The following is a 20679-nucleotide window of genomic DNA, read 5'->3' on the forward strand; positions in this document are numbered from 1 at the left end:
CGAGTGTCTCAGCCTCGCGTGACCAGCGCCCGGTTCGTGGAGAAGGCCAGCAGGGCGCCGAACAGCATCGGGAGGATCGGCGGGGCGTCGACCGTCACCTGCGCCACGACCGTCACGGCGCACAGCGCTGCGACCACCAGAGCGACCCGAGGCGCGACACCGGCCCTGCGCAGGAGCACCGCGACGACGAGCAGGCCCAGCGAAGTCGTGACGACGAAGCTCGAGACCAGCGTCAGGTATATCCACCAGTGCTCCGCCAACCAGGGGTTCCCGGCCCCGAGCGCGCGCGGCAAGAACGTCATCACCGCCATCCCCAACCCGCCTGCGACGACACCGGCAGCGGCGACCACCCCTTGCCGGGCAGCACCGTCGGCGATCGAACTCAGACGAGTCAGACCCCGGGCGAAGAGGACGGCGCTGAGCAGGAAGAGAAGCGCGGTAGCGACGAGGGCCCACAACGGCTCGGGGTATCGCTGGACGAGCTGTGCGAGGACGTCCGGGGCCAGGTGGTTCTGATTGACGCCGAGCCGCTCAGCGGTTTCGTACAGCGCCTTCTGATACTCGCGGTTGGACAACCCCATCGACACCCCCAGCACCGCGATGAAGGCCAGCAGCGAGGCCAGGAAGCAGCGCAGCGCGCTGCGTGCAGCATCCTGCCGGCCGCTACGAGCCGCTACAGGAAGTACGGACGACGTGGACACAGGCTCTTCCCTTCGTGAGCGATCCTGCCTGCACGATCGCCGTCCGGGCGTCCCGGTGCACAGGGACGCCACGTCCCGGAGTGACCAGAGTCGACGTCGATCAGCTACAGCGATGGCGGTGCCGTACCTGTCCAGCGTCTGGACCGTGAGCCCGCTCGCGTCGCGCATCGTGGCGTCCGCGGTGGCGACGTCCGCGGTCGCTGCGTGAGCGGGCCTGCACCCCAAGACGATGCGCAACTACGCGTCCGACGTGCTCACCAAGTTCCGGGCCGTGGACCGGGCGACGGCGGTCAGCCGGCCCCGACGCCGGCGTCGTCAACCCCTGACGCTCCCGCGGGCACGGCCGGTCGCGTGATCGGGACGTGGTGTCCCTGGCGGCCGGGACGGCCCGGGAGACACCGTGTAGCCCGCATCGGGGACAGCCCCCGACGTCACCACGTGCGACCACGAGAGGAACCACGCGATGAGTGATGCAGGGACCTTCTTCGCCCGTTCCGACTGGACCAGCCACGGTCCGGCCCGGAGCCTCAGCGGCTTCGACCTCCGGCACAGCGAAGGCCTGGCTGTGCACTGGCCCGGCACCACCCTGAAGGACTACGACGGCCCGAAAGCGCCCACCCTGCAGCACACCGCCGACAGGCTCGAGGCGTGGCGGGTCTTCCACACCCAGGTGAAGGGCTACTCCGACATCGCCTACCAGGTCGCGATCGACCAGGCCGGCCGCATCCTCGTCCTGCACGGCCTGTCCCACCGGTCAGCGGCCAACGGCGACGCGGCGGTGAACCGGAGGTACGGGGCCGTGCTGCTGATCGTCGGCGCCGCCGAGGAACCGAGCCCGGCCATGCTCAGCGCCTTCCACACCTTCTACACCGACGCGTGGCGGGCCCGTGGCGGCAAGGCCAAGATCCTCACTCACGACCGGGTCCGGCGGATGACGGGCCTGGGCGGGACGAGCCGTCCCGGGCCTGCCATCACCGATCGGATCAAGAACGACACTCTGCACTGAGCCCGCGGCGGCAGCCCGCCGTGGTCCGGCCGGGGTGGCCCGCGCCCGGAGGTCCTGCCACGATCAAGCAGGCACACCGTCACCAGCGTCTTGGCCGCGGGACGCTACCCCGTGCCGGACGTTCGCTGGTCATCTGCTGTCGCCGACGGCGCGGGGTGTCGGGCGTCGAGCAGGTAGCCCACTCCGCGAACGCTCACCAGGTTCAGGCCCGGCAGCTTGGCGCGCAGCCGGCACAGGGTCACGTCGACGAGGTTCGTGCCGGGGTCGAAGGTGATGCCCCACACCTGCGCCAGGAGCTCCTCGCGGCCACAGATGGCGCCGCGCCGTGCGGCAAGGTGCGCGATCAGCGCGTCCTGGCGCGGTGAGAGTCGGACCTCTCGGCCTTGGTACCGGACGTGCCGCGGGCGGGCGCCCGGGGAGAGGCCGACTGTCGTCCACCACGGGTCGTCGCGCGCCAGTCGCCCGACGGGCTGACCGACTGCGTGTCCCGTGAGCGGGTGGACGACGCTGCGCAACTGCTCGAGGCTCGCGGGCCAGGGAAGCTGGGTGACCCGCGTCCAGTCCCAGACCCCACCAGCGGTCGTAGCGGCTCGGCAGCATCCGGACTCCGATCGTCGACAACACGGCGCGCCATGAGCCGAGCGACGCCGCCCTGCGGCGGTCATGATCGCAGGACCGCGGCCGGGCCTGTGGGTGCCGGAAGCTCCCGAGCCGCCCGCTGAACTGCGCGACCGTCGGGGCGTCGAGCGGGCACGACGGCCGCGGGGACGCGGCCCGGCCGGGATCGCCGGCCATCTGGTGGCGCCGAGGCACTGCCAGCCCCCGGTCACCAGGTACGGCAGGGCATCGGCCCCTGGGTCAGCGCCCCCGCCCGTGCACGAGGCGGCCCTGCGCCATCACCGTGACGACGTCCCGCAGTCGGGTCAGGTCGGCGAGCGGGTCGCCGGTGACGACGAGGACGTCCGCGGAGAAGCCGGGCCGCAGGACGCCGAAGGACCCGCCGGGCAACGCGATCCGGGCCGCGTCGCGGGTGGCGGCCTGCAGCGCCCGCAGCGGGGACAGGCCGTAGCCGGTGAGCTCGACGATCTCGTCGACGATGTCGCCGTAGCCGTCGGTGCCGGTCCCGAACACCACGCCGGCGTCGAGTGCGTTCCGGAAGGACTCCCGGTGGATGTCGAGGATCCCCTCCGCGATCCGGGTCCACTCCCCCGGCAGGCCCCACTCGGCACCGCGGCGCGCGATGTTGACCATCGTCGAGAGGGTAGGGACGAGGCGGACGCCGCGTGCGGCCATCTCCGCAGCCTGAGACGGCGTGAGGTAGATGCCGTGCTCGATGCAGTGCACCCCCGCGGCGAGCGCGTTCCCGATGCCCTCGACGCCGTCGGCGTGCGCGGTGACGTACTTCCTCGCCGCGTTCGCGACCGCCACCACCGCCGACAGCTCCTGCACGTCGAGCTCCGGATGCGTCGGGTCCTCGCCGACCCTGACCGTCCCGACGCCGCCGCTGGCCATGACCTTGATGAAGTCCGCGCCGCGGGCGAGCTGGGTCCTCGCGGCCCGGGCGCACCCGACCGGGCCGTCCGCCTCGACGCCCGCCCCGACGCCGTGGCCGCCGGTCATCGTGATCGCCTCGCCGGCGCAGACCATCCGCGGGCCCAGGAGGTAGCCCTCGTCGAAGGCGGCCCGGACCGCGAGGTCGTTGCCGTGGTGGCTGCCGGGGACGCGGACCGTCGTCACCCCGCTCGCCAGGCACTGCTGGGCGTAGTGGGCGATGACGACGGCCCAGGTGGCGTCCGGCTCGTCGATCTCGGTCGTGCCCTCGCCGAACCTGCTGCGGCCGAGCAGGTGCTCGTGGCAGTCGACGAGACCCGGCAGCACGGTCGCGCCCGCGCAGTCGACGACGGTCGTCCCTTCGGGGACCTCGACCGTCGTCCGGGGGCCGACCGCCCGGATCACTGCTCCCTCGACGAGGACCGCGCCGTCCGACAGCGGCTCGTCGTCGCCGGTGATCACCTGACCGCCGGCGAACAGAATGCGCCGCGTCATCGCGGCAGGAGCTCGGTCTCGGAGCGATGGGCGAGGGCTTCCTCGTTCCCGTCCCGGTCGTCCCCGGCCGGCGTCCCGTACCCGCCCCCGCCCGCGGTGCAGATCGTCAGCTCGTCGCCCGCCTGCAGCGGGCGCCCTTCGCACTTGTGCACGATCTCCACCCCGGACGACGTACGGATCCGGGCGAAGCCCGGTGCGCCGGCCCCGCCGCCGCACAGACCCCACGGGGGCGTGTGGACCCGGTCCATCCACAGGTACAGCAGAGCCGGCTCGAGGAGGCGGTAGCGGCGCACGATGCCGCGACCGCCATGGTGGCGGCCCGGGCCACCGGACCTGTCGCGGTAGCCGTACTCCTCGACGACCGCGGGGTAGCGGGACTCCAGGAGCTCGACCGAGAAGTTCCGGAACTGGCCGTTCGTCAGGTCGATGACGGCGTCGGCGCCGTCGTACCCGTCACCGGCCCCCCACCCACCGGCGTGCGCCTCGCCGAGCATGAGGATGCCGCTGCCCGAGGGGTCCTCCCAGACGAGCTCGGAGATCGTGTCGCCGTACTGGCCCGCGCAGGCCCGGTCCGGCACGGCGTCGGCGAGCGCCCGCATCACCAGGTCCATGAGCAGGACCGCCGAGGCGGCGTAGTTCCCGCACGCCGCGGGCTCCTCGGCGTAGAGGAAGCAGCCGCGCGGCACGCTCACGGACACCGGACGGAAGGTGCCGCCGTCCGGCGGTCGGGAACCGCCGAGGAGGAGCCGCAGCGCGACCCGCACCGAGGAGACGGTCTGGCTGGCACCGCAGTTGATGGCGCCGCGGACGATCGGGCTGGTCCCGGCCAGATCCACGCTGACCTCGTCACCGGCGACGGTCACGGCGACCGAGATGGTGACGGGCACGCCGACGTCGATGCCGTCGTCGTCCATCGACCCCGAGGCGCGGTAGACGCCGTCGGGCAGGGCCCGGATCGCCGCCCGCGACTCTCGCTCGCTGAAAGCGAAGATCGCGGCGCAGGCCGCGTCGAAGACCTCGGAGCCCCACCGGTCGAGGATCTCGCCGAGCCGACGGCTGCCGACCTCGACGGCCGCCGCCATCGCGAGCACGTCGCCGACGAGCTCGTCCGGGCTGCGGGTGTTGTGGCGCAGGACGGCGACGACGTCGTCGCAGACGCCCCGGTCGTCGACGAGCCGGACCGGCGGCAGGCGAAGCCCTTCGTCGAAGATGCTCGTGGCGGCCATCCCGCCGCCCGGCTCGCTGCTGCCGAGGTCCACGACGTGGGCCCGGGCGACGGCGTACCCGACGAGCGCGCCGTCGTGGAAGATCGGCGCGAACGTCGTGCAGTCCTGCATGTGCGCGCCCTGGACGTACGCGTCGTTGAGCAGGTAGACGTCACCGGGCCGCATGGTCTCGCGTCCGCCGCGCAGGGCCACCGAGTCGACCACGGCCTGCCCGAGGTTGCCCAGGAAGATGGGCAGCCCGGTGGACAGCGCGATGACCTCGGCGTCCCGGTCGAGCAGACCGATGGCGCAGTCCTGGCTCTCGTAGATCGTCGGGGTGTAGGCGGACCGGACGAGGGTCACCCGCATGTCCTCCGCCGCGGCGAGCAGCCGGTTGCGGATGATCTCCAGCGTGGCCGGGTCGGGGGTCGTCACGACGTCTCCTCGTTCCTGGTGAGCCGCACGGTGCCCATCGGGCCGGTCGCGGCGGACCAGCCCGGCGGCACGTAGATGGTCGAGCCCGGGTCGCTGACGACGGCGGGCCCCTGGACGCCCTCGGCGAGCCGGCCGCGGTCGCAGTGCAACGCCTCGACGCGCTCGCCGCGGTGGATCACGGTGGTCCACGTGGCCGGCCGCGGATCGCGGATCTCGGCGGACGCGTGCTGCCCGGCGTCCGGGCCGACAGCGGTCAGCCGGACGTTGACGAACTCGGCGGGCGGGCTGCCCGCGACGGTCCCGTGGGCCGTCCGGTACCGCTCGCGGAACAGCGCGTCCCAGTCCGCGACGGGGGAGCCGAGCGGGAGCGCGACGGTGAGGCTGAAGTGCTGGCCCGCGTAGCGCAGGTCTGCCAGCGCGGAGTACTCGGCATCGTCAGGGTCGAGCCCGTCGGCGGCGACGAGGTCGCGGGCCCGCCGGAGCAGCCGCTGGTGCGCGGCGCTCAGGGCGTCGTCGTCGAGGTCCGCGACGAGCGACAGCAGCGGCTCGGACACGTCGTGCCGGACCGGGGCGTGCAGCATGCCCCAGGCGGAGAAGACGCCCGCGGCCGGCGGGACGAGGACCGACGTCACGCCGAGCTCGTCGGCGAGCGCCGCCGCGTGGAGCGGGCCGGCACCGCCGAAGGCGAGGATGGTGAAGTCACGCGGGTCGTGCCCGCGGCGCACGGTGAGCGTCCGCAGGGCGTCGGACATCCGGGCGTCAGTGATGTCGACGACGGCCTGGGCCAGCGCCTCGACGCCCAGGCCCAGCTCGTCGGCCAGTGGGCCGAAGGCCTCCCGCGCGGCGCGGGTGTCGAGCGTGAGGGCGTCGTCGGCCAGCCCGGCCTGGCCGAGCCGGCCGAGGACGACGTTGGCGTCGGTCACCGTGGGGTCGGTGCCGCCCAGGCCGTAGCAGGCCGGTCCGGGGGAGCCTCCGGCGCTGTGCGGTCCCACGTGCAGCGCACCGTGCTGAGCCCACGCGATCGAGCCGCCGCCGGCGGACACGGTGACGAGGTCCACGACCGGCATGAGAACGGGGATCCCGGCGATGTCCAGATCGGCGCGCACGGCCAGCCGCTGGTTCACGACGACGCAGGCGTCCAGCGAGGTCCCGCCCATGTCGAGCGCCAGCACGTGGCTGAGGTCGAGGTGCCGGGCGATCACCTGCGCGCCGATGACACCCCCGGCCGGACCGGAGACGAGCGTCTGCATCGGCCTCTCCTTGGCGCTCTCCGCCGACGTGACGCCGCCGCTGGACCGCATGACGAGCAACGGCCGGTCGTGGCCGCGGCTCACGAGTCCGTCGGTGACCCGGGTCAGGTACTCCCCCACCGTCGTCGCCACGTAGGCGTTGACCACCGTGCTGGAGAACCGCTCGAACTCGCCGACCTCGGGCGCGACCTCGTGCGAGAGGGAGAAGCGCACCCCCGGGTGCCGGGCGGCGAGGTGGTCACGGACGGCGAGCTCGTGCGCTGGGTTCCTCGTCGAGTGCAGGAGGCAGACGGCGACGGACCTGATGTCCTCGACCGCGATTCGCCGGGAGACGGCGTCGAGGTCCCCCAGAGCCAGCGGACGCGCCACCGACCCGTCGGCGAGGACGCGCTCGTCGATCGCGTGCACGTCGTCCGGGTCGACGAGGTGCTCGGAGCGCGGGTAGCGCAGCTCCCACACGTCGACGCGGTGCGCGCGCCCGATGCCCAGGACGTCGGCGAAGCCCGCGGTGGTGACCATGAGGACGCGCGTCCCCCGCCGGGACAGCACCGCGTTGAGGCCGGCGGTCGTGCCGTTGACGACCTGGCGGAGGCCGGCCACGTCGACGCTCGTGTCGAGGGCGTGCAGCATCCCCGCCGCCGGGTCCTCCGGGTGGCTCAGCACTTTGTGCGAGGAGAGCCGGCCCGCGTCGTCGATGATCGCGACGTCGGTGAACGTGCCACCGGCGTCAATGGCGACTCGCATGGCTGGGTCCTTTCACTGGCTGGGATCCGGACGTGACGTGCCGGGCGACGCCGGCGGGTGCCCGCTCCACGGATGGGGAGGGACGGCCCCGAGCAGCTGCCGGGTGTAGGGGTGCTCGGGCCGCAGGAAGACGTCGTCGACGGCGCCGGTCTCGACGACCCGGCCCTGCGACATGACCACGACGCGGTCGCACAGGTGCGACACGACGGCGATGTCGTGGGAGATGAACAGGATCGACATGCCCAGCCGGTCGCGCAGGTCGGCGAGCAGGTTGAGGACCATCGCCTGGACCGAGACGTCGAGGGCGGACACCGGCTCGTCGGCGACGAGAACCTCGGGCTCGAGCGCCAGCGCCCGCGCGATGCTCGCCCGCTGCCGCTGGCCGCCGGACAGCTGTCGCGGCCGGGAGTCCAGGTACCGGCGGTCGAGCCCCACCAGGTCGACGAGCTCCTCGACGCGCTCCCCGACCCGGCCCGCCGCCCGCAGTCCGTGGACGACGACGGGCTCGCGCAGCGTCTGCCGCACCGTCATCCGCGGGTTGAGCGAGGCGTACGGGTCCTGGAAGACCATCTGGACCCGGCGGCGGTCCAGCGGCCCGCGGCGAGCCGTCATGACGCGGCCGTCGATCTCGACCGTGCCGGACGTCGCCGTCCGGTACCCGGCCACGCACCGCGCGAGCGAGGTCTTGCCCGAGCCGGACTCGCCGACGACGCCGACGATCTCGCCCTGGCGGACCGAAAGGCTCACGTCCTGGACGGCGTACCGCGTCGACGTGTGGGAGCTGCGCTACCCGCGCTCCGAGCNCCCGTGGCGGCGCCCACCCGCCCGTCCGGCCCGCGGGTAGACGACGCACAGGTCCTTGACCTCGACTAGCGCCATGCGACACCCCGCTCCGAGCGGGCCTCGAGCTCGTCCCTGCGGACGCAGGCCGACTCGTGGCCGGACGTGCCGGGCCCCAGCGGGCCGGCCGCGTCGCAGGCGTCGACGGCGTGCGGGCACCGGGGGGCGAACCGGCATCCCGCGGTGTCGGCGAGCAGCACCGGGGGCCGGCCCGGGATGCTGACGAGCCGGGCCCGGCGCGAGTCCATCCGCGGCGCGGCCGCGAGGAGCGCCTCGGTGTACGGGTGCGCCGGATGCTGGAGCACCTCCCGGGTCGACCCGCGCTCGACGACCTGGCCGGCGTACATGACGTCGATCCGGTCGCACATCGTGCCGAGCAGCGGAAGGTCGTGGGTGACGTACAGGACGCCGAGGCCGCGGTCCTCGACGAGACGTCCGAGCAGCGCGACGAAACGGGCCTGGACGGTGACGTCGAGCGCCGTCGTGGGCTCGTCGCAGAGCAGCAGCCGCGGACTGCCGGAGAGCGCGGCAGCGATGAGGACGCGTTGACGCAGACCGCCGGACAGCTCGTGCGGGTAGGCGTCGACCCGGTGCTCGGCGTCCTCGATCCCGACCTCCTGCAAGAGGTGCACGGCAAGGTCGTGCGCGGCCCGCCGGCCCAGGCCGTCCCGGCGGCGCGGCACCTCGGCGACGTGCTCGCCGACGGTCATGACAGGGTTCAGACCGGTCATCGGGTCCTGGAAGATCATCGCGACCTCGCCCGAGGGCCGGCGGGTGTCGACCTCCCGCCCGTCGACCCGGACCGTCCCTTCGACCGCCCGCAGGCCGCGCGGCAGGACGCCCGCGATCGCCCGCAGCAGCGTGCTCTTGCCGCACCCCGACTCGCCGACGACCCCGACGGTCCCGCGACCCTCGACAGTGAGCGAGACGTCGCGCACGGGGTAGGTCGTCCCCCGGCGGCCCGGGGCGGCGACGGAGAGCCCGTCGACCTCCAGCAGCGGGTTCATGCCTCGTCGACCTGTCGGGACAGCCCGTTGCCGAGCAGCGCCAGCGCGGCTCCGACGAGCACGACGGCCAGCCCGGGCGCGACGGTGAGCAGCGGCCGGACGGTGACGAACTGCTGTCCGTCGGAGACCAGCGCGCCGAGTTCGGGGGTCGGCGGCGTCACCCCGACGCCCAGGTAGCTCAGGGTCGCGGTGCTGACGATGACGACGACGACGTCGGTCACCGCGTAGGTCAGCGGCTGCTTGAAGACGTTGGGCAGCACGTGACGCAGCAGCACCCTGCTCCCGGAGAAGCCCGCACCGACCGCCGCCTGCACGTAGTCCTGCTGCATCGCGGAGTGGACCTCGGCCCGCACGATGCGCATGTAGGACACCCAGGCCACGGCCGCCACTGCGACGTAGATGCTCGACAGCCCGGCGCCGAGGAAGAAGGCGAGGACGAGGATGAACAGGTAGTAGGGGAACGCCTGGACGACGTCGGCGACCACCCCGACGACCTCGTCGACCCAGCCGCCGCGCCAGGCCGCGAGCGCGCCGAGCAGGGATCCCGTGACGAGCGGGACGAGCAGGGCCGTGACGCCGACGACGAGGTCGAGCCGGATCGCCGCGAGGACGCGGGCCAGCACGTCGCGACCGAGCTGGTCGGTGCCGAGCGGCGAGACCGACGACGGCGGCGCCAGGATGTTGCCGAGGTCCTGCTCCGTCGGCGACGGAAGCCACCGCGGCCCTGCCAGCACGGCCGCCAGGAGGACGAGGAGAACGGCGATCGCCGCGACGAGAGTCCCGTTGAGCCGCGGCGCCGTTCGGCTGCTGCCGCCTTCGGCTGCGAGGGTGGCGGCGCTCACCGCAACGACTCCTTGCCGTGCCGCAGGCGCGGGTCGAGGCCGATCCGGACGAGCTCCGTGGCGAGGTTCGTCCCGATCACCAGCAGGGCGATGACGAGGGCCAGGCCCTGGACCACCGGGAAGTCGCGCGACAGTGTCGCGTCCACGAGCAGCGCCCCGACGCCGGGGATGGCGAAGACCTTCTCGACGATGAGGGTGTTGCCCACGAGCCAGCCCATGTTGAGCCCGAGGACGACGACCGCGGGAACGGCCGCGTTCCGGAAGACGTAGCGGCGCAGGACGCGCCAGGGCGGGACCCCGCGCGCCCGCGCCGCGGCGACGAAGTCGGCGTCCGCGGCCTCGATCATCGCCACCCGCAGGCTCTGGACGGTGAACGGCAGGATCGAGACCGCGGTGACCAGCGCCGGCAGGACGAGGGCCCGCAGGCTCTGCAGCGGCGAGCCGCCGTAGCCGCCGGCCGGGAACCAGCCCAGCCGCACGGCGAACACCTGGATGAGCACGAGGGCGAACCAGAAGGCCGGCAGCCCGAGGCCGAGCAGCGGGACCGTGCGGACGGCGTGGTCGACGAGCGAGCCCGGACGGCGCGCGGCCAGGGCGGCCAACGGCACCGTGAGGACGACCGTCAGGATGGCCGAGCACAGGACGAGGGCCACCGTGGGGGCCGCCCGGCCCACCATGAGCGAGGTGACGGAGACGCCCTCGGCGACGGAGGTGCCCAGGTCCCCGCGCACCGCGTGGGAGAGGTAGTCGAGGAACTGGGCCAGCAGGGGCCGGTCGAGCCCGAGTCGGTCCCGCAGGGCGCTCACCGCGTCGGGCGAGGCCTGCGGGCCGAGGATCGCGCGCGCGGGGTCGCCGGGCACGATGTGGATGAACAGGAACGTCACGACGACGACGAGCGCGACGGCGACGAGCGCTCTCGCCAGCCGGCGCCGTGCGCTGGGGGCGGCCACGGGACGTCCTACTCCTGGACGCCGACGGCGGCGAGGTCGATGACGCCCATCGGGTTCACGGCGAACTGCTGCACCGACCGACGCCACACGTAGGCGTTGTCGCGGTAGGAGAGCGGCAGCTGCGGCACGTCCTGGACGACGATGTCCTGCACCTGGGCGTAGGCCGCGGTGCGCGCGGCGGGGTCCAGCGAGCTGCGGGCCTGCTTGATGAGCGCGGTGACCTTGGCGTCGGAGTAACCGGTGTAGTACGCGTTGCCACCCGCCTCGGGGTCGAGTATGAAGGACAGCTGCTCGTCGGGGTCGGGGATGTCTGAGGCCCACGCGGCCAGGCCCATCTGGTAGGCCTGCTGGCCGTAGACGGTGTAGAGCTCCCCCGAGTCCACGACCTTGATCTTCACGGTGACGCCGATCGCCGCGAGCTCGGCCTGGATGATCTGGGCCGTCGTCGAGGACTCCGGCAGGTTGTCGATGGTCAGCTCGACGGGGAAGCCCTGGGGGAACGCTGACCGGGCGAGCTCGGCCTTGGCCGCGGCGACGTCGAAGGGCGGGCAGGCCGGTGTGGCGGCGAACGGCATCGCCGGCGGGAGGAGCGAGCAGGCCGGGCGTCCGGCGCCGTAGAGGGTGCTCTTCGTGATCGCCTCCCGGTCGAGGGCCCGGGCGATGGCCCGCCGGACGTGGACGTCGGCGAACGGGGCGTGCCTCTGGTTGAAGATGAGCATGCTCGTGTACGTCGCGGGGAAGGTTCCGGCGGTCACCGCCGAACCGGCCTTGAGCGACGCCACCTGGCTGAAGGGGACGTCGCTGGCGACGTCGGCCTGACCGCCCTGGACCTGCGAGACCCGGGTGTTGGCGTCCGGGACGGTGTTCCACTGGATCGCGTCGAGGTAGGGCTTTCCCGGCTGCCAGTACCGGGCGTTCTTCGTCAGTCGCAGCGACCGGCCACGCTCCCAGGTGCCGAGCACGAACGGGCCGCTGCCCACCGGAGCGGCGAAGAACGCGTCATCCGTCTTCCCCGCAAGGCCCTTCGGCAGGATCGAGGCGACCCACGAGCCGAGCGCCGGGACGAGCGTCGCGCTCGGCTCGGGCGTCTTGATGACGACGGTGTGCTCGTCGGACGCGGTCACCGAGTCGATCCCCCCGAGGAGGAACGAGAAGGCGCTCTTGGAGGTCCTGGCCCGGTCGAGCGAGAACGCCACGTCGGCGGCGGTGACCGGCGTCCCGTCACTGAAGGTCGCGTCCGTCCGCAGGCCGATGGTCCACACCGTGCCTCCGGCAGAGGCGACGGGAGCTGCGGTCGCCAGCGAAGGGTCGAGGGTCCGGCCGTCGTCGGACAGACGGTAGAGGGTGTCGTACAGCTCGTACATCGGCGCGATGTCCTCGGGCGACACCGCGGCGACCGGGTCGAGCGTCTTGGTCCCCTTGGCCTGCACGAGGACCAGGTCGCCACCGGCACCAGGAGTTCCTCCGGCGGTCGCCGAGACCCCGCCCGAGGCGTCGGGGGCCTGCGCGGCGCCGCCGCAGCCCGCGACCAGACCGACGGCCACGACGGAGGTCACGGCGAGCAGTGCGCGCTTCCAGGGCGATGTGGCGAGCACGGCCCCTCCTTATTGGACGTTAGACCAGTAGGACGCGGCAATCGTGCTGAATGACTCTCCGTACTGTCAAGGACATCAGGTAAAGTTCCTGTTCAATCGGCATCACATCGATGCACGCTCTGTTGGACGCTTGGACAACTAACGGGGAGTCACATGGCCACCGGACGCACGCGGAAGCCGCCCGAGGTGCGCCGTCGGGAGATCCTCGACGCCGTCATCGCGATCGGGGCGGACCGCGGCCTGGACGCCCTGAACGTCCGTGACGTCGCCGAGCACTGCGGCGTCGCCCCCGGCCTCATCCACCACTACTTCCCGAGCGTGGACGAGCTGCTGGCCGAGTCGTTCGGCACCTGGGCCGACGCCTCGCTCAAGGCGCTGCAGCAGCTCTCCGAGTCCGCGTCACCCCGGATGGCGCTCGCGCTCACCGTCGCGAACGTGTCCCCGGACCAACGGATCTGGAACGACGCACTGAGCACTGCGTCCCGGAACCAACAGCTGCGCGCCCGCGCCAAGAGCCTCAGCGAGGACTACCTCGCGCACATCGAAGGGCTGATCCGCGCCGGCATCGAGAGGGAACAGTTCGACTGCCCCGACCCTCGACTGTCGGCCTGGCGCATCATCCTGGTCCTGGACGGCATGGTCGCGATGATGCACATCCTCGACCTCATCCACCGCGACCAGCTGGCCACCATCGCCGGGCCCGTCGTCGAGAACGAGCTCGGTCTCGAGCGCGGCACCTTCACCGAACTGGTCGAGGCAATCCTCACCTCGGGCAACGGGACGGGCTGGTAGCGGCCGACCCGACGGCCGGTCGGCGCCGTGCGGCACGCAGGACGGACAGGACGCCGGCGCCCGACACCGCAGCCCAGACACCCTCGAGGACCAGGAATCCGTAGTCGCGGCCGACGGCTGCGACGACGGCGAGCACCGCAGACCCGACAAGGTTGGACGCCAGGTAGGCGGCCGAGCGGGTGCCGGTCAGACCAGCCTGGGCGGCGAGGAACGCCGACAGGACCAACAGAGCCCCGACGAGTTGGACGAGCTGCAGGACCACGCTGACCTCCGTCGCGTCGTCTTTGCGGCGGGTACGGCGCATCTCGTCCGGCGGGCCCGATTCAGCCCTCGACAAAGGCTCTCACACCGCACCCCGATCGCGACCCGTGCCCGCGCTCCCCGCGGCGAGCCACGACGCGACATGGTGATGCCGTTCACTGCAGGCCGGGCGAATGACGGTGGACGTCGGCGGCACCACGAGAACGGAGCACAGCAGATCACGACGACAACCCGCTCCACCGCGCGACGGACCACCACCTGAGGACCGATCACCAGCAGCTCGGTCGATGCGGGCTGCTCACGAGCGGGTCACGTGGTCGGACCTTCCGACGGCATCGGAAGGTCCGACCGCAGGTTCGGTGATGCCGGTCCGATCATCGCTCAGTGGTGCATGTGCATGCCGGCGCTGCCGCTCGCCCTGGTGGCCGGGAGACGCAGCCAGGCGATCACCGCGAGGAGGGCTGCGATCGCGGCGGCGACGTGCAGCCCGCGGCCGAAGGCGTCGACGACCTCGGACGTGGCGGTGAGATCGCGCTCGCCCCTGCGACGGTGGCTCTGGCGAGAAGGACGTTCGTTGCTCACATGTGGAGGTCGGTGCTGGGCTGATGCTCTCCGACCGGATCCGCACCCCCCCCCGCACCGGTGGGCTCCCACCGGCGCGACGCCTGATGCTGTGCGGCCGTGCCGCGCAGCCGTCACGCCCTGCTGATCCACACGGTCGTGTCGCCCGGCAGCGACGTCCCGTCGATCCGCCGACTGGACAGGATGACGCGCCCGGGCGGCAGCGGGCACGGCCGGTCGGAGAAGTTGACGATGGTGTGCCAGCCGTTGCGCCGGGCGAAGTGCAGCACCTGGTCGTCGTCGGTCTCGATCCAGTCGACTCCCATGTCGTCGGCGTTCAGCGCCCGGCGCAGCAGCAGGGCCTGCCGGTAGAGCGTGAGCGTGCTGTCCGGGTCGGCGCCCTGGGTCTGCACGCTGTACCCGGAGAACCACTCCGGCTGGGGGAGCCAGGCGCCTGCCGGACCGAACCCGAAGGACGGCCCGTCGGCGGTCCACGGGAGCGGGACCCGGCAGCCGTCACGCCCCTTGAGGGTGTGACCGGAGCGTTCCCACACCGGGTCCTGCAGTGCGCTCTCGGCCAGGTCGGCGACCTCGGGCAGCCCGAGCTCCTCACCCTGGTACAGATAGGCCGACCCAGGCAGGGCCAGCATCATCAAGGTGGCGGCGCGACCCCGGTCGTGCGCGGTGCGCGGGTCGACGGCGGGCACGACCCCGTCGGTGATCAGCCACTCGTCCGGGCTGGTGCCCGGGGGCAGCGCGTACCGCGACGGGTGCCGGGGGACGTCGTGGCTCGACAGCACCCAGGTCAGCCCGCCGCCGACGGCCTGGTGGTCGTGCAGGGACCGCCGGATGACGTCGCGGAACTGGTCACGGCCCCATTCCGCCTTGAGCAGCGAGAAGTCGAAGACCTGTCCGAGCTCGGACGGCCGGGCGTACAGGTAGGTGCGGCTCGTCGTCGGGTACCAGGTCTCGGCGACCGCCATCTTCGGCGGGTCGTAGCTGTCGAACAGGACACGCCACGTGCGGTAGATCTCGTGCACCTCGTCGCGGTCGTAGAGCGGGTCGGAGCCGTCCAACGGCAGGTTGCGGTCGAGGTCCGGCTGGCTGCGCAGCGGCTCGGAGAGGTCCTTGGCGAGCGAGTGCGCAACGTCGACGCGGAACCCGTCGACGTCGAGGTCGGCCCAGAACCGCAGGGTGCCGAGGAAGTACTCCCGGATCTCGGGGTTGTCCCAGTTGAGGTCCGGCTGCTCGCGGGCGAACAGGTGGCAGTACCACTGCCCCGGCGTCCCGTCGGGCTCGGTGACCCGCTCCCACGCGGAGCCGCCGAAGTGCGACTGCCAGTCGGCGGGCGGCAGCGCGCCGTCCGGCCCGGCACCGTCGCGGAAGATGTAGCGCATGCGCTCGGCAGAGCCCGGCCCGGCCGCGAGGGCGGCCTCGAACCAGGGGTGCCGGTCCGACGTGTGGTTCGGGACGATGTCGATGATCACCTTGATCCCGTGGGCGTGGGCCTCCTTCGTGAGCGCGACGAAGTCGTCGACGGTGCCCAGCCGCGGGTCGACGGCGCGGTGGTCGGTGATGTCGTACCCGCCGTCGGCGAGCGGGGACGGGTAGAACGGGCTGAGCCACACGGCGTCCACCCCGAGATCGGCGAGGTGCCCGAGCCTGCTGCGGATGCCGGCGAGGTCGCCGATCCCGTCGCCGTCGGAGTCGGCGAAGCTGCGTGGGTAGATCTGGTAGACGACCGCGGTCCGCCACCAGTCGTGGTCGGCCGCGATGATCTCGTGCTCGGGCATAGGGCATCCCTGGGTGCGTGGGCGGTCGGTGGGCGTGGTCGGCCCGCCGCCGGCACGGACCGGTTGCGCCGGCGGCGGGACGTCTCGTGGTCGTACCCGTTGGGGCGGCGGTCAGCCCTTCACGGCGCCGGCGAGCATGGCCCGCACGAAGAAGCGCTGGAAGACGACGAAGACGAGGATCGTCGGCGCCATGATCATGAGGGCGCCGGCGTTGAGCAGGACGACGTCGGTCGAGTGCGCGCCGACGAAGCCCTGCAGGGCACCTGCCATGGTGCGCTTGTCCGGGTCGTCGATGAGCACGATGGCGAGCAGGAACTGGTTCCAGGTGCTGAGGAACATGAGGACGCCGAGCGAGGCCAGGGCGGGGATCGCGAGCGGCAGCTGGATGTGCCGGAACGCGGTCCAGCTGCCGGCGCCGTCGATCATCGACGCCTCGGTGATGTCGGCCGGGACCGACTGGAAGTGGGTGCGCATCCAGTAGACCGCGAACGGCATGTTGAGCCCGATGAGCGGCAGGATCAGTCCGAGCCGGGTGTTGAGCAGCCCGAGGGACTGCATCTGGTAGTAGAGCGGGACGACGACGATCTCGAAAGGCAGCGTCAGCCCGAACACGAGCAGCAGGAAGAAGACGCTGCCGAAGGGGATCCGCAGCTGCGCGATGGCGTAGGCGGCCATCGCGGAGATGAGGACCGCGACCGGGACGACGCCGACCACGAGGATCGCGCTCGACTCCAGGAGGGTCGTGATGTTGGCGACGTTCCAGGCGTCGACGAAGTTGTGCCACTGCGGGTCGAGCGGGATCGAGATACCGGCCGGGGCGCTGCCCTGCGGGGCGAGCGCGGCGGACAGCATCGACAGCAGCGGGAAGACGGAGAACAGGGCTGCCGCTGAGAGCAGGACCGTCTTGGGTGCGGTGTCGCGAAGCCGGGTGAGACTGGTCGCCATGGTCAGCGCTCCCGGAAGAGTCGTTGCAGCGGAAGGATGACGGCGAGGACGAGCAGGCTCAGCACGACCGCGAGCGCGGACGACTGGCCGACCCGGTTCTCGGTGAAGGCGAGCTGGTAGACCTGCACCCCGGGGACGGTCGTGGCGTAGCCGGGGCCGCCCTGCGTCGACATGAAGACGACGTCGAAGCTCGCCAGCGCCGCGATGACCGTGATGGTGATGCAGACGCCGATCTCGCTGCGCAGGCCGGGAAGCGTGATGGCGAAGAACTGCTGGATCCGGTTGGCGCCGTCGATCTGGGCCGCCTCGTAGATGCTCGCGTCGATCTTGCCGATACCCGCGAGCAGGAGCAGCGTGCACAGGCCGGTGGCGAGCCAGGTGCCGATGATGCCGACCGCGGGCAGCGCCCAGGTGAAGTCCCCGAGCCAGGCCGTGCGGAGGGCGCCGAGTCCGACGGCGGAGAGCAGCTGGTTCACCGCGCCGTCCGGGGAGTACATCCACGTCCAGGCGATGGCCGAGGCGGCGCCGGGGATGATCTGCGGCAGGAACATCAGGGTGCGGGCCACGCCCCCCGCGAACTGCGAGCGGATCTCGCGGGTGATCGAGGCGACGACGAGGCCGAGGGTCACCGGCAGGAGGCTGAAGAACAGGATGAGGGCGAACGAGTGCCAGATCGAGGCGACGAGCTGCGGCTCGGTGAAGACCCGCACGTAGTTCTGCAGACCGGCCGGGGTCGCGACCCCGATGCCGTCCCAGTCGTAGAACGAGTACTGGACGGCGGTGAGCACCGGGTAGAGCTCGAAGACGGCGTACATGACGAGCGCGGGCAGCGCGAAGAGCCACCCCGCCCAGCGGGCACGTCGGCGCGCGGCGGATGCGCCGGCCCCGGCCCGGCGGGAGGAGCGCCGGGCCGGGGTGACCGCCCCCGCCTGCGCGGCGGGGGCGGTCATGCCGTCGAGGGAGGTCATCGACCCAGTTCGCTTGCGTACTTGGCCTGGATGTTGGCCACGTACTTCTGCGGGTCGGACTTGCCGCCCAGCAGCAGCTGCGTCTCGGGGTTCCATGCCTGGTTGGAGATGCCCGCGGTCGCGTTCTGGACGAACGGCGTCTGGCCGCCGGCGGCGGACACGGCCTTGAAGGCGGCGACGACGTCGGTCTTCACCGAGCCGGCCGGGATCGTCGGCGCCGCCTGGTCGTCGGTGCCGCTCGGCATGAAGCCGTTGTCGACGGCGATCTGACGTGCCTCGTCGCTGGAGAGGAAGTCGAGGAACAGCGCGGCGGCGTCCTTGTTCTTCGCCTTGGCCGGGATGCCGAACGCCGTCGCTGCGTCCGACATCGCGCCGACCTGGCCGCCCGCCGTGGCCGGCGGCATCGGGATGAAGCCGGCCTTGCCCGGCAACGTCTTGTCGATGTTCGCGGCGTCCCAGTTGCCCCACGGGAAGAAGACGGCCTTGCCGCTGGCGAAGAGTGCGTCGGCGGCGTTCGCATCGAGCCCGTTGACGCCGTCGGGGAAGTAGCCGGCCTTGTTCCAGTCCGCCACCTGCTGCGCGGCCTTGACGGCCTCGGGGGTGTCGATCGTCGCGTCGGGGGCGTTGAAGACCCACGCGGCCACCTTGTCCGGGCCGAGCATCGAGTTGAGCAGCAGCTGGAACGGGAAGACGCCGCCGCCCTCCTTGTTGTGCACGACCATCGGCACGAGGCCGGCCGACTTCGCCTTGGCCATGAGGGCGGTGAGCTCCTCGACCGACGCCGGCGGATTCGTCATGCCGATCTTCGCCGCGTTGGCCTTGTCGTAGTAGAGGCCTGTCATCGTGAAGCCGGTCGGCTTGGCGTAGAGGTTGCCCGAGCCGGCGACACCGTCCTTCGCGCGGAACTGCGCGAGCTGCGAGGCGGGGAGCTTGTCCCACCCGTAGGCGGCCGCGTAGGGGTCGAGGTTCGTGAGCAGGCCGTTCTTGACGCCGGACGAGACAGAGATGACCCGGATGAGGTCCGGCGGCTCGGCGGCCGCGAGCTGACGCGGTTGGTTCTGCGTCGTCACGTTGTCCGGGTCGTACGTCGCCTTCACGGTCACGTTCGGGTACTTCTTCGTGAACGCGGCGATGAGCGCGTCGTCGACGCCCTTGAGGCCCTGACCGTCGTAGAGCGTGATCGTCACCGGGCTGGTGGGTGCCTGCGTGCTGATCGCCGCCGACGTGGCCGCGGTCGTCGCGGCCGGCTCGGACGACGCGCCCGGGGCACCGCACGCCGTGACGGTGGCGAGCGAGGCGAACGCTGCGATGGCGACGGCCGCGCGGGCCGGCCGGACGAGGTGTTGCCGGGACATGTGTCCTCCTGCGCCGTTGAAGGGACGGGCCCTGGGAAAGGCCGTTCCGATGCGGTTATGGAACCGCTTCCACTGCGAGAGTGTGAACAAAGCTGCCTGCGGTGTCAAGACTCTGCCGACCAGCGACACGACCTGTGGTTCGACGAAGCGGAAGGCCTTCCATTCGCGTACACTCGCGGCATGACGCAGCCGACCGAGAAGGTGACGCTGGCTGACGTCGCGCGCCTCGCCGGGGTCGGCGTGGGGACCGCGTCCCGGGCACTGTCCGGGTCGGCCAAGGTCGCGCCGGAGACGCGCGCCAAGGTGCTGGAGGTCGCCGACCGGCTGCACTACGTCGTGTCGCCGGACGCCGCGAGCCTGGCCAGCGGCAGAACCGGTCGGGTCGCGCTCGTCGTCCCGCACCTGTCGCGCTGGTTCTTCGGCGAGGTCTCGGAGGGCATCCACGCGGCCCTGCGGGACGCCGACCTCGACCTGCTGCTCTACCCCGTCGGTGCCGTCCGGGACCGGCATGCGTTCTTCGAACGCCTTCCGGCCCGGCGCAAGGTCGACGCCGTCATCGTCGTCGCGTTCCCGGTCGACGAGGACGAGCGCCGCCGGCTCGAGCTGATGGGCGTGCACATCGTCGCCGCCGGCGGCCAGTCGGCCGCCTACCCGTTCGTCCGGATCGACGACTACGCCGCCGGACGGCAAGCGGTGGACCACCTGACTTTCCTCGGCCACCGCCGGATCGCCATGCTCGAGGCCCGGGACCCCGACCAGCCGGACCTCAAGCCGCCGCGGTCCGACGCGTACTACGCCGCGCTCGCCGAGAACGGCATCGAGGTCGACCCCGACCTCGTCGTGGTCAGCGACTGGGGCGGCGAGGAAGGGGCCCGGGCGATGAGCCGGCTGCTCAGCCTGCGTCACCCGCCCACCGCGGTCTACGCGCACTCCGACGAGGTCGCTCTCGGCGCCGTCCGGACCATCCGCCGCGCCGGTCTGGAGATCCCGCGCGACATCTCCGTCGTCGGTATCGACGACCACCCGCTGGCCGCCCTCACCGACCTCACCACCGTGCGGCAACCGGCGTTCGAGCAGGGCGTCCGGGCGGCCGAGATGCTCCTCGGGCTGCTCGCCGGCGCCCCGGACGTCGACCAGTCCGTCACCCTGCCCACCGAGCTCGTCGTCCGCGGCAGCACCGCCCCGCCCCGCCGCTGACCGCGACGGGCAAGCGGGCGGGGCGATCTCGGCCCACCTCGATCTCGACGATGCCGCGGACGACGCGCCTCGGGACGGACTGAAGGTCGACGATGGCGGGTCGAGCGCCGCAGCCGACGCGCTGCCAGGCCGCCTGCTGTCCGGCCGCGGCAGCCGCCACCACGGCGCTGTCAGCCGTAGTGCGAC

The 20679-nt window shown here is 72.2% G+C and carries 19 protein-coding genes and 1 riboswitch; of the genes, 3 read left to right on the forward strand and 16 right to left on the reverse strand.

Going from position 1 to position 20679, the window contains the following annotated elements; all coding sequences use genetic code 11:
• Positions 1 to 8: 8 nt before the first annotated feature.
• Complete coding sequence (locus ECOMGDLI_RS22935; RefSeq protein WP_088319173.1) at positions 9 to 701, reverse strand: hypothetical protein; 693 nt, start codon at positions 699 to 701, stop codon at positions 9 to 11.
• Between the two features lie 565 nt (positions 702 to 1266).
• Between ECOMGDLI_RS22935 and ECOMGDLI_RS22940 the strand changes: the two genes are divergently transcribed.
• Positions 1267 to 1707, forward strand: a complete 441-nt coding sequence (locus tag ECOMGDLI_RS22940) for a hypothetical protein (RefSeq protein ID WP_143447868.1) — start codon at positions 1267 to 1269, stop codon at positions 1705 to 1707.
• 104 nt (positions 1708 to 1811) lie between these two features.
• Here ECOMGDLI_RS22940 and ECOMGDLI_RS22945 read toward each other — a convergent pair whose 3' ends face one another.
• The 9 genes from ECOMGDLI_RS22945 to ECOMGDLI_RS22985 all read right to left on the reverse strand — a co-directional run bounded on the left by ECOMGDLI_RS22945 (position 1812) and on the right by ECOMGDLI_RS22985 (position 12621).
• The gene (locus tag ECOMGDLI_RS22945; RefSeq protein ID WP_158221110.1) at positions 1812 to 2222 is read right to left on the reverse strand and encodes a winged helix-turn-helix domain-containing protein; all 411 of its coding nucleotides are present in this window, start codon (positions 2220 to 2222) and stop codon (positions 1812 to 1814) included.
• A gap of 343 nt (positions 2223 to 2565) precedes the next feature.
• Positions 2566 to 3753 carry an amidohydrolase family protein gene (locus ECOMGDLI_RS22950; protein WP_088319176.1) on the reverse strand — a complete coding sequence of 396 codons (1188 nt, stop codon included), beginning with the start codon at positions 3751 to 3753 and terminating at the stop codon, positions 2566 to 2568.
• Entirely contained in the window at positions 3750 to 5393 is a 1644-nt protein-coding gene (locus tag ECOMGDLI_RS22955; protein WP_158221111.1) for a hydantoinase B/oxoprolinase family protein, read from the reverse strand. Before ECOMGDLI_RS22955 ends, ECOMGDLI_RS22950 begins: the two co-directional genes overlap by 4 nt.
• Positions 5390 to 7387, reverse strand: coding sequence for a hydantoinase/oxoprolinase family protein (locus ECOMGDLI_RS22960; RefSeq protein ID WP_088319178.1), 1998 nt, complete (start codon positions 7385 to 7387; stop codon positions 5390 to 5392). The genes ECOMGDLI_RS22955 and ECOMGDLI_RS22960 overlap by 4 nt, the downstream gene beginning before the upstream one ends.
• A gap of 12 nt (positions 7388 to 7399) precedes the next feature.
• On the reverse strand, positions 7400 to 8134 hold the full coding sequence (locus tag ECOMGDLI_RS22965; protein ID WP_088319179.1) for an ATP-binding cassette domain-containing protein: 735 nt from the start codon (positions 8132 to 8134) through the stop codon (positions 7400 to 7402).
• A gap of 122 nt (positions 8135 to 8256) precedes the next feature.
• Positions 8257 to 9234, reverse strand: coding sequence for an ABC transporter ATP-binding protein (locus ECOMGDLI_RS22970; RefSeq protein ID WP_088319180.1), 978 nt, complete (start codon positions 9232 to 9234; stop codon positions 8257 to 8259).
• The gene (locus ECOMGDLI_RS22975; RefSeq protein WP_088319181.1) at positions 9231 to 10076 is read right to left on the reverse strand and encodes an ABC transporter permease; all 846 of its coding nucleotides are present in this window, start codon (positions 10074 to 10076) and stop codon (positions 9231 to 9233) included. Before ECOMGDLI_RS22975 ends, ECOMGDLI_RS22970 begins: the two co-directional genes overlap by 4 nt.
• On the reverse strand, positions 10073 to 11026 hold the full coding sequence (locus tag ECOMGDLI_RS22980) for an ABC transporter permease (protein ID WP_088319182.1): 954 nt from the start codon (positions 11024 to 11026) through the stop codon (positions 10073 to 10075). The genes ECOMGDLI_RS22975 and ECOMGDLI_RS22980 overlap by 4 nt, the downstream gene beginning before the upstream one ends.
• A gap of 8 nt (positions 11027 to 11034) precedes the next feature.
• A complete protein-coding gene (locus ECOMGDLI_RS22985; RefSeq protein ID WP_088319183.1) occupies positions 11035 to 12621 on the reverse strand; it encodes an ABC transporter substrate-binding protein in 1587 nt (528 codons plus the stop codon).
• 153 nt (positions 12622 to 12774) lie between these two features.
• On the opposite strand from ECOMGDLI_RS22985, the gene ECOMGDLI_RS22990 reads away from it, so the two are divergent.
• Entirely contained in the window at positions 12775 to 13413 is a 639-nt protein-coding gene (locus ECOMGDLI_RS22990) for a TetR/AcrR family transcriptional regulator (protein ID WP_088319184.1), read from the forward strand.
• On the opposite strand, the gene ECOMGDLI_RS22995 is transcribed toward ECOMGDLI_RS22990, so the two are convergent.
• From ECOMGDLI_RS22995 to ECOMGDLI_RS23020, 6 genes are all read right to left on the reverse strand, one after another.
• The gene (locus ECOMGDLI_RS22995) at positions 13385 to 13675 is read right to left on the reverse strand and encodes a hypothetical protein (RefSeq protein ID WP_088319292.1); all 291 of its coding nucleotides are present in this window, start codon (positions 13673 to 13675) and stop codon (positions 13385 to 13387) included. The genes ECOMGDLI_RS22990 and ECOMGDLI_RS22995 overlap by 29 nt on opposite strands.
• Before the next feature lie 10 nt (positions 13676 to 13685).
• A riboswitch (guanidine-III (ykkC-III) riboswitch) is annotated at positions 13686 to 13747 on the reverse strand.
• A 308-nt stretch (positions 13748 to 14055) separates the two neighbouring features.
• The gene (locus ECOMGDLI_RS23000) at positions 14056 to 14256 is read right to left on the reverse strand and encodes a hypothetical protein (protein ID WP_088319185.1); all 201 of its coding nucleotides are present in this window, start codon (positions 14254 to 14256) and stop codon (positions 14056 to 14058) included.
• 113 nt (positions 14257 to 14369) lie between these two features.
• Positions 14370 to 16028, reverse strand: coding sequence for a glycoside hydrolase family 13 protein (locus ECOMGDLI_RS23005; RefSeq protein ID WP_088319186.1), 1659 nt, complete (start codon positions 16026 to 16028; stop codon positions 14370 to 14372).
• A 111-nt stretch (positions 16029 to 16139) separates the two neighbouring features.
• Positions 16140 to 16973, reverse strand: a complete 834-nt coding sequence (locus tag ECOMGDLI_RS23010) for a carbohydrate ABC transporter permease (protein WP_088319187.1) — start codon at positions 16971 to 16973, stop codon at positions 16140 to 16142.
• Between the two features lie 2 nt (positions 16974 to 16975).
• Positions 16976 to 17941: a carbohydrate ABC transporter permease gene (locus ECOMGDLI_RS23015; RefSeq protein WP_198955110.1), complete on the reverse strand. Its 966-nt coding sequence runs from the start codon at positions 17939 to 17941 to the stop codon at positions 16976 to 16978.
• Positions 17938 to 19296, reverse strand: coding sequence for an ABC transporter substrate-binding protein (locus ECOMGDLI_RS23020; RefSeq protein WP_088319188.1), 1359 nt, complete (start codon positions 19294 to 19296; stop codon positions 17938 to 17940). Before ECOMGDLI_RS23020 ends, ECOMGDLI_RS23015 begins: the two co-directional genes overlap by 4 nt.
• A gap of 180 nt (positions 19297 to 19476) precedes the next feature.
• Here ECOMGDLI_RS23020 and ECOMGDLI_RS23025 point away from each other — a divergent pair, with 180 nt between their 5' ends.
• Positions 19477 to 20493, forward strand: a complete 1017-nt coding sequence (locus ECOMGDLI_RS23025) for a LacI family DNA-binding transcriptional regulator (RefSeq protein WP_088319189.1) — start codon at positions 19477 to 19479, stop codon at positions 20491 to 20493.
• Positions 20494 to 20679: the final 186 nt, after the last annotated feature.

The organism is Kineosporia sp. R_H_3 (assembly GCF_002198675.1).
Taxonomy (GTDB): domain Bacteria; phylum Actinomycetota; class Actinomycetes; order Actinomycetales; family Kineosporiaceae; genus R-H-3.

Coding starts and splice junctions, on each gene's coding strand:
- ECOMGDLI_RS22950 (WP_088319176.1), bottom strand. CDS start 3,753: ATGACGCGGCGCATTCTGTTCGCCGGCGGTCAGGTGATCACCGGCGAC.
- ECOMGDLI_RS22960 (WP_088319178.1), bottom strand. CDS start 7,387: ATGCGAGTCGCCATTGACGCCGGTGGCACGTTCACCGACGTCGCGATC.
- ECOMGDLI_RS22970 (WP_088319180.1), bottom strand. CDS start 9,234: ATGAACCCGCTGCTGGAGGTCGACGGGCTCTCCGTCGCCGCCCCGGGC.
- ECOMGDLI_RS22990 (WP_088319184.1), top strand. CDS start 12,775: ATGGCCACCGGACGCACGCGGAAGCCGCCCGAGGTGCGCCGTCGGGAG.
- ECOMGDLI_RS23005 (WP_088319186.1), bottom strand. CDS start 16,028: ATGCCCGAGCACGAGATCATCGCGGCCGACCACGACTGGTGGCGGACC.
- ECOMGDLI_RS23010 (WP_088319187.1), bottom strand. CDS start 16,973: ATGGCGACCAGTCTCACCCGGCTTCGCGACACCGCACCCAAGACGGTC.
- ECOMGDLI_RS23015 (WP_198955110.1), bottom strand. CDS start 17,941: ATGACCTCCCTCGACGGCATGACCGCCCCCGCCGCGCAGGCGGGGGCG.
- ECOMGDLI_RS23020 (WP_088319188.1), bottom strand. CDS start 19,296: ATGTCCCGGCAACACCTCGTCCGGCCGGCCCGCGCGGCCGTCGCCATC.
- ECOMGDLI_RS23025 (WP_088319189.1), top strand. CDS start 19,477: ATGACGCAGCCGACCGAGAAGGTGACGCTGGCTGACGTCGCGCGCCTC.